The organism is Acinetobacter sp. CWB-B33, from assembly GCF_039655955.1.
In the GTDB taxonomy this organism is placed as follows: Bacteria; Pseudomonadota; Gammaproteobacteria; order Pseudomonadales; family Moraxellaceae; genus Acinetobacter; species Acinetobacter bouvetii.
In genome coordinates, this window is sequence record NZ_JAGFEU010000004.1 from 224,302 (window position 1) to 237,581 (window position 13,280).

Here is a 13,280-nt window from a genome sequence, read left to right on the forward strand (position 1 = left end):
CACTGTTCGAATGGTTATTTTATTAAAAAAACTCCATGAAGTTTATTTTAGCGGCATGACAGATTGATAACACGGTGATACTGAATGAAATCTATAGCAATTTTTTGCGGTTCTGCATTAGGAACAGATCCGATTTATTTAAAGATGGCGCAATTGGTTGGACAAACACTGGCTCAGCATCAAATTACGCTGGTGTATGGCGGCGGCCGTTCGGGATTGATGGGCATGGTGGCGGACAGCGCCTTGCAGGCGGGCGGCAAGGTGATCGGCGTGATTCCAAAGCAGCTGGTTGACCGTGAATTGGCGCATCCGGATCTCACAGAACTGCATATTGTTGAAAATATGCATGAACGCAAGACGCAAATGTCAGAACTGGCTGACGGCTTTATTGCGATACCGGGCGGTGCTGGAACACTGGAAGAAATTTTTGAACAGTGGACTTGGGCGCAGCTGGGGATTCATCAAAAACCGTGCGCATTTTTAAATGTTGATGGCTTTTATGATGATTTGCTGAAATTCATTCAAACTACTGTAGATAAAGGCTTTACCCATCAGCGTTTCAGCAGCAGCCTGATTGCATCGGACGGCATTGAAGAAATTCTGCAGCAGTTTAAAGCGTATGTGCCGCCGCAGCCTAAATGGGGCATGGCCGATCAGCAAAATTTAGTGAAACGTGCATGAAAGTCATTACTGTCGCGGCAGGCATTGTCCTGAATGATCAGCATCAATTGCTCTTGGTGCGCAAGAAAAATACGTCATGCTTTATGCAGGTGGGCGGCAAGCTGGAGCCGAATGAATTGCCTGAACGCACCATTATTCGGGAAATTGAAGAGGAAATTGGCTGCACGGCGCAAATTCAGCATTATTTAGGCCGTTTTGAGACGCCGGCAGCCAATGAGCCAGATCATCTGCTGGTCAGCTATGTTTACCATGTCACTTTAGACCGAAACCCGGAAGTTCAGGCGGAAATTGCAGAAATGAAATGGGTGGATTTGAATGATGCAGAAACAGCGCTAGCGCCATTAACCTCAGAAATTGTGATGCCATGGGTTAAGCAGTATCTGGTGGCATCAGCTTAACAGTCCTTTTTCTGTGCTGCCGCTATTGAGCGGCAGCTAAGCATACCGCGGATATCTGCCGGCAGTTCAGCTGCTCTAAACACTGTTTTAGGGCGTGAATGGAGCTGCCGGTGGTCACCACATCATCTACAATCAAGACTTTTTGGTAACGCACTCTTGGCTTTTCATTCATTACAAACTGTTGCTGAATATCCTGCAAGCGCTCTAAGCGGCTGAGGCCTTTCTGCGAATGCTGCTGCAAGCGCTGAACCGGCTGCCAGATGGGAGCATTCAAATGCGCAGATAATCCTTTGGCCAGCAGCAGCGATTGGTTATAGCCGCGTTCAGTCAATTTTTCCAAAGAGATCGGCATCGGCACGATGGCTTGAATTTTAGGCAGTCTTAATTCGCGCAATAAACCTGCCAGCGCCGTTTGATAATGCAGATGCTGCTGATATTTAAATTGCTGAATGATGCGGTCTAAAGGATAGGCATAATGGCAGGCGCTAAAAACCTGCATTTCCTGACGCAAAACGGGTTCTTTCAGCCAGGGCAGGCTGTTCCAGCAGTCTTTGCATAATGTATGTTTATGCTGTGCATCGATGCCGCAGAGCACGCAAGGCAACATTTGCTTTAAGCCGTGGCGCATGACGCTGTTGATTATTTTTAGCATCTTTTTCTCGTTCTTTTTGTTTTTTTGTTGAATTGCTTTTGTGGTTATTTATGCCGCATCATCAACACTTGCCGCTGATGATGCGGGCGGCTCATTTCAGATTTAAAACGGTTTTTCTGCTGTTGCACTGCTTAAACATAGGCATACCGTGGCGCTTCAGGCAGCCAGCGCTTCAGCAGAGCTTCTGCATTTTGCGGATCATCCTTTAAAATCTGCTGCGCCACATAATGTGCCTGATTCAGCAGGTGGTCATCACGTTCTAATTTAGCAACCCGAAAGCCCATATCGCCGGTTTGTTTGGTGCCTAAGAGTTCACCCGGCCCGCGCAGTTCTAAATCTTTTTCTGCAATCATAAAACCGTCATTGGTTTCACGCATGATGCGCAGCCGTTCCTGCCCATTTTGCGACAGCGGATTTTTATACAGCAGGGCGCAGAAGCTGGCTTTGGCGCCGCGTCCCACCCTTCCGCGCAATTGGTGCAATTGAGAAAGGCCCAAGCGTTCCGCATTTTCAATCACCATAATCGAGGCATTCGGCACATCCACGCCCACCTCAATGACGGTGGTGGCAATCAGCAATTGCAGTCCATTGTTTTTGAACTGCTGCATCACCGCCTGTTTTTCATCGGCTTTCATTTTGCCGTGCACCAGTCCGATATTCAGTTCAGGAAAACGCTCTTTAATTTCGGCAAAGGTGGCTTCAGCAGCTTGCGCATCTAAGGTTTCAGACTGTTCCACCAAGGTGCAGACCCAATAGGCCTGTTTGCCTTCGGCGCAGTTGGTGGCAATGCGCTGCAGCACCTCTTCACGCCGGTCAAGGGGAATCGTTACAGTTTGAATCGGGGTGCGGCCGGGCGGCAGTTCATCAATGACTGAAGTATCCAAATCGCCATAGGCCGACATCGCCAGTGTGCGCGGAATAGGCGTGGCGGTCATCACCAGCTGATGCGGCGTCATGCCGTTCAGGCCTTTATTGCGCAGCGCTAAGCGCTGATCGACGCCAAAGCGGTGCTGTTCGTCAATAATCACCAGGCCAAGTTTGGCAAAGGCGACATTGTCTTGAAACAGTGCATGAGTCCCGACCACTAAATTGGCGCTGCCGTCTTGTATGCTCTGTTCGGCTGCTGCGCGGGCTTTGCCTTTTTGCTTGCCTGAAAGCCAAGATACCGTCAGGCCCAGAGGCTCAAACCATTTTTTAAAATTTAAATAATGCTGCTCGGCCAAAATTTCAGTGGGCGCCATCAGCGCCACTTGCCAGCCTTCCTCCAGCGCATGGCAGGCAGCCACGCCTGCCACCAAGGTTTTGCCCGCGCCGACATCGCCCTGCACTAGGCGCAGCATGGGTTTGTTTTGTTTTAAATCTTTGGCAATTTCTTTGGATACCCGCTTTTGAGCGCCGGTCATTTCAAAAGGCAGCGTGCTGAGCAGGGCTTTGGCAAAAGTTTGACTGGGGCTGAACGAGGGCGCTTCAATCTGCTGCACATAGGCGCGGCGGGTCAATAGGCTGACTTGATGCGCCACCAGTTCTTCAAAAATCAAACGCTGCTGGGCAGGGTGCGAGCCTTGTGTCAGCTGCAGCATATTGGCATTTACCGGAGGATGGTGAATATAATCCAGCGCTTGTTTCAGCGCATAGCCATTGGTAAATTTCTGCGGCAGCAGTTCGGGCAGATGATCACTGTGATTTTCTAAAGCCTGCTTAACGTATTCACGCAGCTTGGGCTGGGTCAGACCATCGGTGGCAGGGTAAATGGCGGTCAGCTGGGTCTGCGGCAGCGGGGTGTGCTCTGTAATCAGCTGCAGTTCGGGATGGTACGTTTCCAGCCCGCGCGCGCCAACGCGGATTTCACCAAAGATGCGCAGGCGGGCACCCATTTTCGCGCGGTCGGTAATGCCCTTATAAATATGATAAAAACGTAAGGTAACTTTGCCTGTATCATCGTCCAGCAAGACTGCCATGGATTTGCGTTTTCCTGGCGGGAAGTCCACACTTTTCACCGTGCCTTCGAGCAAATAGCTGCGTCCGGCCGTGAGCTGATTCATGGGGATAATGGTGCTGCGGTCTTCATAGTCGCGCGGCAAATGAAACAGCAAGTCGTCGGTGGTAAAAATGTGGAGTTTTTCGAGCAATGCGGCCGCAGCATTTCCTACGCCTTGCAATTGATGAACGGCAGCCATTTTCCCTCAGCATATATTCAAACAGAAATAGATCTGTGATTAGGTGTTAAATGCATATTTTATTTATAGGTTATGGTAAAACATCTCAGCGCGCGGCAAAACTGTTATTTGCGCAGGGCCACCAAATTACCACAATCAGCCGAAGCCCGAAAACTGATGCGCATGCCGATCATCTGATTCAGGATGTGCATCAATTGGATTTAAGCGGCATAGCGCCTGTAGATGCGGCTTATGTGCTGCTGTCGCCAAATGCATCGACTGCAGAAGCCTATCAGCAGACCTATGTGGATACGGTGCAGCCGATTGCCCAGGCTTTAAAAAAGCATCCGATTCAAAAAATCATCGTGGTGTCGTCTACACGGGTGTATGGCGAAAATGCGGGTGAGCGTGTGGATGATGAAACGATACCAATGCCTATGGATGCGCAGGGCAGGCTGCTCTTGCAGATGGAGCAGCTGTATCAAAACGCTTTCCCTGTACAATGCGTGATTGTCCGCCCGGCAGGAATTTATGGGACATCTGCTGCACGCATGCAGAAGCTGGCAGAGATGACAAAGAGCTATCCAAATATTCATTGGGCAAACCGCATTCACATTGATGATCTTGCGCGTTTCTTAGTGCACCTGCTTCACGTGGAACATGCAGAAAAATCATATATTTGTACCAATAATCAGCCGCAGCCTTTGCATGAGCGGATTTTGGCAATGCAACGCTCATTAAGTTTGCCCGAGCTGGTGCTGGAAAGCGGCAGGGAAACGGGGAAACGGATTTTTGCGGAGCGGATGGTGGCGTGCGGGTTTAAGTTAGAGTATAGGGATCGTTAATGTTTTGTTAGCTTGTGCTGTTTATGTTGATTTTAGGGAAATTTAAAAATATGAGAAAAGAGTTAAGAGAAATATTCATTCATGGGTGTAATGAGAAAATTGCGAAAAAAGGAGATAGCGTAGGTTTATCTTTCTATGCTTTTTTTAAGAATAAAAATGATAATCCTGAGCTTTTAATGGAAGCAGCTGATTGGTGGATCATGCAGCATAAATTAGATCATTTTGAAAAAGCCGTAAAAATTAAAGCACTTGTTTTAAGTGAGTCTTCGCCTAATTTAACATAATGGTGATTATATGAAATCCTTAATGATTTTATTTGCTTATAGCTTTGCATGGGTAAACAGATCAGGATGAGGGGGCAAATTTTATAAAAAACCTTATCCTCTTTATCTTAGCTCTCTATTAGAGCTGTGCTCAATTGCCAGCTCAATAGAAAACCTCTCCTTGCGCAATGGCGCTGCTCATCTGCAAAAGGAGAGGGTCAGGCTTTTATTTCTTCTTGCGCTTTAAGCGTTTCTTCGCTTGTTCAGCCGCGACTTTATCTAAAGTCTCCTTTAGCTCTTCATCGCTGAAGGTGGTGATATGCTGGAGCATTTGCAGGGTCACATCATCTAAGACCAAATTGGCGTACTGTGCGACATTTTTGAAGTTGTCATCAAAGACAATCGAGCCTTCTTCATTTTTGCCAATATAGCCTTGCTCCGTCAGCACCTTAATAAAGCTTTGGAACAGCGCTTTATCAAAGAACTCCGGCGAGTTGAACTCATACAGCACAGACAGGCGCTGGCCCACCAAATGGCTCAACTCTTCCACCTGACGGGTCGAAATATTGCCCGAACCGCGCTGGGTGATGAGCGCCAGCGTCATGTAATAGCGCTCTAGGCTTTGCATCACAGGTGCAGCCAACACCACCAGCTGATTGTGGTTTTCACTGTTCGGCAAAGGCGAAAGCAGATTGCCTTCGGCATCTTCTGAAATCAGCTTGGCTTGAATTAATGCATCTGCATAGGCGCAAATCTGATCTTTCAGCTCTTCATCCTGCCATTTTAAAAACAGTTCAGCTTTTAAGAATGGATACAGCGTGCGGATCACATTGATCAAGTCACCCCGGCGGATTGAACCGTTGTGTTCAACCAAGGCCGCAATTAACGACGGTAAGACAAAGGCGTGCAGAATGTTATTGCGGAAGTAGGTCAGCAGCACAGCTTGATCATCTGCAATGGCAATAATATCGCCCAAAACATGCTTCACACGCTTAATCAGTTTCAGCTTCAAGCCGTAAGCAATAATTTCCTTGCCGGACAGCGGCGTCACTTGCATGCGCGCATCATACGGCAGGGCAGTCAGCAGCTTGCGGTAAGTGTCCAGCTGCTTTACGCAGATCTCTTCATCCAGCGTGTGCTTTGGCGTGGCCAGTAAAATCAGCGACAGCAAAGAGACCGGATTAATTACGACTGCACGGTTGATATTTTCCATAATCGCATGCGCAGCGCTGTTCACAGCATCAGACACTTCCTGCGGAATTGGCGCGTCATTGCGTTCTACTGTAATTTGATCTGCGCCGTGCTGTTTCAGCATGTCATCCAAAAATACCGGTTCCCCGAAGTTCACATGCACTTTGCCAAAAATGCGCTCAATTTTACGCAAGGTTTTCACGATGCCTAAAATGGATTCGCCTTCTTTCGGCTTGCCGTTCATTTCACCGACATAGGTTGCGCCTTCCATCAGGCGTTCATAGCCGACATAGGTTGGCAGGAACACAATCGGTTTTGCGCGTCCGCGCAAGTGGCTGTGCACAGTCATGGCCAGCATGCCGGTTTTTGGCGGCAATAAGCGGCCTGTGCGTGAACGCCCGCCTTCAATAAAGTATTCAATAGGCGTATTGCGCGACAGAATGCTGTACAGATATTCTTTGAAAACGGTGGTGTAGAGGCCGTTGCCGCGGAAGGTGCGGCGAATGAAGAAGGCGCCGCCGCCGCGCAGAATTTGACCGACAAAGGGCATGTTCAGATTGTCGCCGGCAGCAATGTACGGCACCATCAGGCCGCGCTTATAAATCACATAAGACAGCAGTAAGTAGTCAATATGGCTGCGGTGGCATGGGGTATAGATAATTTCGTAATCTTTGGCCAGCTCACGCACCGTGCTGAAGTTATGCACTTCTACGCCGTCATACAGCTGCGTCCATAAGCGGGTCAGCGCAACATCGGCAAAACGCACAGTGGAATGCGAATAGTCCGATACGATTTCCTTTAAATAGCCGATGGCGCGGCGTTCAGCTTCCACCATGCTGACTTTGCCGCGGATGCTTTCGCGGCGGATGGCATCCTGCACATCCGGCGCTTTAATCAGGCCATGCATCACATTGCGCCGGTCAGATAAATCCGGGCCCAGCACCACTTCACGCTGCGCATCCAAATAATCATTTAAAGTGCTGGTGATATACGTTGCAGGAGAGGAATTCGGATGTGTGGTTTTGGCGTAATCAATCAAATTACGCAAAGACTGGCCTTCATGAAACTCAATATAGGTTTGACGGCCATGCAGGCCAATGTTCACCAGCTGCTTCACTTTGCTTGGTGTAGACCATGTATCCGTAAACAACAGCTTCAGCCATGAATCTTCTTTTTCCGGATCACGGCCCCACAGCAGGGTCACGGGAATCAGTTCTACATCTAAATCCGGCTGCTGCTCTAAAGCTTCAATCAAGCGCAATAACCGCGGCGGAAAGGCATGCGGCGGCGGATTCAGCAGATTGTTTTCATCGCGGTGCTGCAGAAAAAGCATCGAGGCTTTTTCGGTGTGATTGCCCAGCACCAGCGGATTCAGCGCCGGATGCAGCTTCAGGCGGCGGGTTTCGCCGTCCACCACCAGCGCGTTGCTGCGCGAGTGGTTCAGCATGACATAACAGACAATTTTCTGCGGGGGGCTTGTGCTGTCTTCGCTCTGGGCGGCAAGAACTGCCGGTTCTGCAGGAATCTCTCCCAGAACGTGCGGGGTTACGACAAGGTCAAGCAGCTTGCTGGAAAGCTTTCTATATATTTGACCAAAACCACTTTTGGACATACAAACTCCTCGTTAAACGGCCGGAATTTTTTAAAATGCAGGGGCGGCCGGTTATTTTGCATAATTGTACTGAAAAACAGCCTGCCATTTTCTGATAAATCACAGGTTAAGTGTAAGATTTTATCGTTAAAAAGCGTGTTTTGAGCAGATTATTGAAAAAATTCGCCGTGACACGGCAGTCAGCTAATCTCTAGGGATTTACTCTGAATTTATGGCAATATAAGCGTATTCTGCATGCATGCTATTTTTGCCTGATTTTGGGCAATCCCAAACATTTGATAGGTTGCTTATGAATGCCTTAACACAGGAACTCGTAGAACTGCTCAGCTTGGAAAAGCTGGAAGAAAATATTTTCCGCGGGCAAAGCCGCAATTTGGTGGGCAAGCGGGTATTCGGCGGCCAGGTTTTAGGGCAGGCTTTAAGGGCTGCGTCATATACGGCAGACCGCCCAGCGCATTCACTGCATGCATACTTTTTGTATGGCGGTGATATCAATGCGCCGATTATTTATGAAGTCGACCGCCTGCGGGACGGCAAAAGCTTTGCCAGCCGCCAAGTGCGCGCCATTCAGCATGGCCGCACCATTTTTACCGCAATGATTTCTTTTGCAGGGCAGGAGGATGGCTTGAATTATCAAATTTCTGAACCTGAATTGCCTGCGCCTGAAAGCTTGCAAAATGAAGCCGAGCTGAAAAAGCAAATGGTGGAATTTGTGCCGGAAAATGTCCGCGCCAGCTTTATGCGCGACCGCCATATTGAAATCCGTCCAATTAATCCGAGTAACCCTTATCAGCCGCAGCCTGAAGCGCCAACCTATGCGCATTACTTGCGTACACACGATCCGATTGCGGCTGAAGTGGATGACATTTCACTGCATCAGGCGATTGCGGCCTTTTATTCGGACTTCACCTTAATGACGACGGCGCTGCGTCCGCATGGCTTGAGCTATTTGTCACCCAGCCTGCAATGCGCAAGCATTGATCATGCCATGTATTTCCATAAGCCCTTCCGTGTCGATGAATGGATGCTGTATGACATGGAGGCAACGGTCAGCGCTAATTCGCGCGGCTTGAATTTTGGCCGCATGTGGCAAAATGGCCAGCTGGTCTGCAGCACGACTCAGGAAGGCTTGATCCGTTTGCGTGAAATTGAAACGCAATAAGCGCTTGCATGCCATAAAAAACTGGACCATGTGTCCAGTTTTTTATGCGGCTGGCTTTGCCCTTGATCCGCTGCTTATCTGCAATGGGGGATATCGTCGGAGACGTCTTTATGGCAGCCGTGACCGGGGTGGGCAAATGCCGCGCCGATGTTCAGAAGCAGAACAGCGATCAGAATAATTTTTTTCATTGTGGACCTCTTATAATTATTTGCTTAGGTGAGTCTCTGATGAAGCATATTTTATGCCATGAGTTCCGCAAAGTATTGCTGATTCAGATAAAGTGAGCGCTGCATTTTGCGCTATTTGTGCTGAGCTTGTGACAAAAAAATCCTCGATTCTGCAGGGGCGGCATGGCATAGTGCCAGCAGGAAGATATTAATAAGCATACGCCATGAGCTTGAATACACAGATTTTAATTGCCGCAATTCTGGGTGTGGCCTTTGGTTTTTTACTCAACCTATTTCCGCAAACTTCATTTTTTAATGCCAGCCTGTATGGTTTAGGCATCATCAGCAGTGTGTTTATCGGCCTGCTGAAAATGCTGCTGATCCCGCTGATTTTCAGTTCCATTGTGGTTGGCGTTGCGAATTTGCAGGCAGGCGGGCAGCTGAGCAGAACATGGAAAATTACTTTGGCCTGCTGTGTCACCACCACCACTTTAGCGCTGATTTTAGGCTTAGCCTGCGCGCATATTTTTGAGGTGGGCAAGGGCGTAGATGTTGTGATGTTTCAGGATGCGATGAATCAGCATCAAACCCCGGATACTTTAACGCCTGCATCATTTTTTACAAATTTTATTCAAAACACCCTGATTAATCCTTTTAAAGCCTTTGCAGAAGGCAATGTGCTGGCCGTGGTGGTGTTTGCCTTATTTATAGGCGCCGCTTTGGTGAAAGGCGGAGAGAAGTTCCGCAGTGTGCGCAAGCTCAGCCAGCAGTTTTTTGACATTATGATGCTGATGATCAGCTGGGTGATGAAACTGGCGCCGCTGGGCATTTTTGCCTTGCTGGCCAAGCTGATTTCCACAGAAGATATTTCGGTGCTGAGCCGTTTGGCGGAGTTTGCCGCCGTGGTGACTGGCACTACAATTTTTCATGGCGCCGTGGTATTGCCAGTGCTGCTGTGGATTTTTGGCAAAATGAATCCCATCACTTTTTTTAAAGGGACACGGGCTGCGTTAATTACCGCTTTTGCCACCAGTTCCAGTTCCGCCACCATGCCACTGTCTATGAAATGCGCGCAGGAAAATTTAGGCGTGCGCCCGCAAACGGCAGGTTTTGTCATTCCGTTGGGAACGCAGTTGAATATGGATGGCACTGCGCTGTATGAAGCGGCAGCGGCATTGTTTATTGCCAACCTAATGGGCTTGGATTTAAGCCTGGGTCAGCAGCTGGTGGTGTGCGCCACAGCAATGATTGCCTCATTGGGCGCGCCGGGCATTCCGAGTGCGGGTATGGTAACGATGATTATGGTTTTGCAGTCTGTCGGTCTGCCTGCCGAAGCCATTGCGATTTTATTGCCGATTGACCGCCTGCTGGACACAGTGCGTACTGTGGTCAATGTGCAGGGTGACATGATGATCAGCGTGGTGGTTGACCGCCATACCAAAGATCTGGAACAGCCTGCGTTGCAGCATTGAATGCAGATTTAAGGGAAACAGGGATTGTAGGCAATTTCCCACAGATGTCCGTCCAAGTCCTGAAAATAGCCTGCATAGCCGCCGTAAAAAGTGGGCTGCGCAGGCTTGATTTCTTTTGCGCCCGCCCGTTTTGCCTGCAGCATGAGCTGATCAACTTCTGCAGGGCTGGCTGCATTATGGCCTAAAGACATTTGCGCAGCGCAGAATGCCGCCGCTGTTAAACCCGTATCATGGCTCAGGCTGGCTTGCGGCCAAAGCGCCAGTTTTAAGCCCTGCTGCAGCTCAAAAAAAGCCACTGCGCCGTATTCAAATTCTGTGCCGATAATGCCTTGGCTCGGCAGTCCCAAGCCATGATGATAGAACTCAAATGCAGCATTTAAATCTCTGACGGCAAGGGTGATGACGGTGATATGCGGCTGCATTGGCGGATCCTTTCTTTGTAATTCTGTGCAGGGTTATTCTATGCCGCTATCATAGCGTGCTTTATCCAGAGCCGTGATGCCTGCATCTGTTTCAAAAAATGTGCAGGCTTCAAGCGCAAAAAAAGCAGGACTTCCGCCTGCTTTTTTTAATTGGCATATCTAGCGCCTTAAGCGACCTTCAACGCAGCGCGCTTGGCGGCTGGCGAACTGTCCAGATAGGCAATGGCATCTTCTGTTTTGGCTTCATGCACTGGATCGTACCACGGCATGAGATAACCGAGCTGCTGCGAAACCAGCCAGAGCGGATGCGGCATCATGCCATTGTCTTTTTGAGCAATGCGCGCCCATTCGCGCCAAATCCAAGGCTTATACACGGCGGGCTTAATTGATGCATAACGCGGGTCTTGCCCCATGATATGCGCTGCGCCATCCACCCAAAGGCCCAGCACGGCAGCAATCACAATGACGCTTTGATAATAACGCGAGACATAGCCGCCGCCTAAATGGCGATACAGATCAAATGCGACCGTGCGGTGCTCAATTTCTTCTGCGCCGTGCCACTTCACCAAATCCAGCATGTTTGGATCTGCGCCTAGGCGTCCCCATTCTTTATTCTGCAGGACATATTTGCCCAGTACGCAGGTCATGTGTTCAACCGTGGCAATAATGCCCAGGCGGAATAGATCCCATTGATGCTCCAATGCTTTTGGCACATTCAGTCCCATCGGCTGATCCGCCAGCATGGTGCCAAAAAGATAATCCATAACTTTCAGATTGCGGCTGACGTCAATATTGTGAAGGGTGAGATATTCTTTGTTGGCCGAGTTGTGGGCTTGAGCGTGCATCGCCTCTTGGCGGATAAAGGCCTTGACGTCTTCAGCCAGTTTTTCATCGGTAATTTTAGGCAGGACTTTGTTGTACAGGCGGCAGAACCAAAACTCACCTGCAGGCAAAATCATATTGATTTCATTAACGAAGTAACTGACAAAAGGCTGGTTCGGAATCCAGTCGACAGGCGTATCCTGCCATTCAAATTTAACTTTCCTAGGTTTAATGCTGTAGCGGATAGAAGAGCCGATTTTTGATTTTTTAAGGCGGGAGAGCAGGGTCATGAGAATATCCTTATTATTTTGCGCGCCGTGCATTGAGTGATTCAATTGTGACGCTGCGTATCATGGGCTCAGTATGAAAAAAAAATCCTGCATTGTGATTAGCAATACAGGACATTTAATATCAAAACATGATGCTTTTTGTCAGACAAGACGCCGTAAAGGCTTATTTGCTGTCAGCTTCTGGCATCTGCACTTCATCTAAGGCTGCGGCATCGTCAAGAACTTGATCCTTAAATTCATCATCGGCATTATGTTCAAACTCGTCATTGTCCATCTCGCCGTCATCGGCTTCGGCATCAGGAATGCTGTCTAAATCAAACTCTGCCGATTGCTCCAGCGTGAAGTTCAAGCGTCCGCCCATCACGCTGGCGAGTTCTTGCAGGCCCTCTTTGTTCAGGGATGAGAACAGCTGAATAGAGAACTGCAGCTTCATTTTTTTCAGCTGCGCTTTCACTTCCTGCAGCGCTTTGGACGCAGGGCCGCGGTTCAATTTATCGGATTTGGTCAGCAGCACATGCACGAATAATTTACGTGAATGCGCCCATTCCAGCATCATAATGTCAAAATGCTGCAGCGGGTGGCGGATGTCCATCAGCAGGACAAGGCCTTGCAGGCTTTGACGGTGAATCAGGTAGTTTTCCAGCTCTTTCTGCCACACAATTTTCATGGCTTCCGGCACGGCGGCATAGCCATAGCCCGGCAAATCGACCAGGCGCTGGTCTGGGTTGCCCAAGCTGAAAAAGTTGATCATTTGCGTGCGGCCGGGCTTTTTCGATGCGCGCGCCAGCTGCTTCTGGTTGGTCAGCGCATTGATGGCGCTGGATTTTCCGGCATTGGAGCGGCCGGCAAAGGCAATTTCATAGCCGGTATCTTCGACACATAAATTCAGTTTCGGCGCGCTCATTAAGAATTCAGCTTTACGCAGCCAATTTAAAGCGCGTACAGAGTATTCAGTAATGGCCGGATCAACTTTTTTCTCATAGCTGATCTTTTGCTTAGGCGCATTGGCTGTCTTACTGTTTCTGGATTTTCCTCTGTGCTGATGCATAACTCAACTTCAATGACTGATTTACAAGCAGCTATTATAAAGGAAGTCGTTCGGGCAAGCGAACTTTGATCTTAACGAAGAAAACGGCTGCAGCTGCAG

General features: G+C 49.0%; 12 protein-coding genes. 6 read left to right on the top strand and 6 right to left on the bottom strand.

Features of this window, described 5'->3' with window-relative positions:
- Positions 1 to 84 precede the first annotated feature (84 nt).
- Both JZ784_RS13190 and JZ784_RS13195 read left to right on the top strand, forming a co-directional pair.
- Positions 85 to 681 carry a TIGR00730 family Rossman fold protein gene (locus JZ784_RS13190; RefSeq protein WP_005013031.1) on the top strand — a complete coding sequence of 199 codons (597 nt, stop codon included), beginning with the start codon at positions 85 to 87 and terminating at the stop codon, positions 679 to 681.
- Entirely contained in the window at positions 678 to 1,079 is a 402-nt protein-coding gene (locus JZ784_RS13195; protein ID WP_005013030.1) for an NUDIX domain-containing protein, read from the top strand. Before JZ784_RS13190 ends, JZ784_RS13195 begins: the two co-directional genes overlap by 4 nt.
- A gap of 22 nt (positions 1,080 to 1,101) precedes the next feature.
- On the opposite strand, the gene JZ784_RS13200 is transcribed toward JZ784_RS13195, so the two are convergent.
- Both JZ784_RS13200 and recG read right to left on the bottom strand, forming a co-directional pair.
- Positions 1,102 to 1,731, bottom strand: coding sequence for a phosphoribosyltransferase family protein (locus tag JZ784_RS13200; protein WP_346315180.1), 630 nt, complete (start codon positions 1,729 to 1,731; stop codon positions 1,102 to 1,104).
- 131 nt (positions 1,732 to 1,862) lie between these two features.
- Positions 1,863 to 3,908 carry an ATP-dependent DNA helicase RecG gene (recG, locus tag JZ784_RS13205; RefSeq protein ID WP_346315181.1) on the bottom strand — a complete coding sequence of 682 codons (2,046 nt, stop codon included), beginning with the start codon at positions 3,906 to 3,908 and terminating at the stop codon, positions 1,863 to 1,865.
- Positions 3,909 to 3,958: 50 nt separating this feature from the next.
- Here recG and JZ784_RS13210 point away from each other — a divergent pair, with 50 nt between their 5' ends.
- Positions 3,959 to 4,732, top strand: coding sequence for an NAD-dependent epimerase/dehydratase family protein (locus JZ784_RS13210; protein WP_346315182.1), 774 nt, complete (start codon positions 3,959 to 3,961; stop codon positions 4,730 to 4,732).
- A gap of 50 nt (positions 4,733 to 4,782) precedes the next feature.
- Positions 4,783 to 5,016: a DUF6500 family protein gene (locus JZ784_RS13215; RefSeq protein WP_026253392.1), complete on the top strand. Its 234-nt coding sequence runs from the start codon at positions 4,783 to 4,785 to the stop codon at positions 5,014 to 5,016.
- Positions 5,017 to 5,221: 205 nt separating this feature from the next.
- Here JZ784_RS13215 and plsB read toward each other — a convergent pair whose 3' ends face one another.
- On the bottom strand, positions 5,222 to 7,798 hold the full coding sequence (gene plsB / locus JZ784_RS13220; RefSeq protein WP_346315183.1) for a glycerol-3-phosphate 1-O-acyltransferase PlsB: 2,577 nt from the start codon (positions 7,796 to 7,798) through the stop codon (positions 5,222 to 5,224).
- A 289-nt stretch (positions 7,799 to 8,087) separates the two neighbouring features.
- Here plsB and JZ784_RS13225 point away from each other — a divergent pair, with 289 nt between their 5' ends.
- Complete coding sequence (locus tag JZ784_RS13225) at positions 8,088 to 8,960, top strand: acyl-CoA thioesterase II (protein WP_346315184.1); 873 nt, start codon at positions 8,088 to 8,090, stop codon at positions 8,958 to 8,960.
- A 391-nt stretch (positions 8,961 to 9,351) separates the two neighbouring features.
- Entirely contained in the window at positions 9,352 to 10,599 is a 1,248-nt protein-coding gene (locus tag JZ784_RS13230; RefSeq protein WP_346315185.1) for a dicarboxylate/amino acid:cation symporter, read from the top strand.
- Positions 10,600 to 10,607: 8 nt separating this feature from the next.
- Here the strand turns inward: JZ784_RS13230 and JZ784_RS13235 are convergent, their stop codons facing one another.
- From JZ784_RS13235 to yihA, 3 genes are all read right to left on the bottom strand, one after another.
- Positions 10,608 to 11,021, bottom strand: coding sequence for a VOC family protein (locus JZ784_RS13235; RefSeq protein WP_346315186.1), 414 nt, complete (start codon positions 11,019 to 11,021; stop codon positions 10,608 to 10,610).
- A 167-nt stretch (positions 11,022 to 11,188) separates the two neighbouring features.
- Positions 11,189 to 12,133 carry a metal-dependent hydrolase gene (locus tag JZ784_RS13240; protein ID WP_346315187.1) on the bottom strand — a complete coding sequence of 315 codons (945 nt, stop codon included), beginning with the start codon at positions 12,131 to 12,133 and terminating at the stop codon, positions 11,189 to 11,191.
- 163 nt (positions 12,134 to 12,296) lie between these two features.
- Positions 12,297 to 13,181: a ribosome biogenesis GTP-binding protein YihA/YsxC gene (gene yihA / locus JZ784_RS13245; RefSeq protein WP_346315188.1), complete on the bottom strand. Its 885-nt coding sequence runs from the start codon at positions 13,179 to 13,181 to the stop codon at positions 12,297 to 12,299.
- Positions 13,182 to 13,280: the final 99 nt, after the last annotated feature.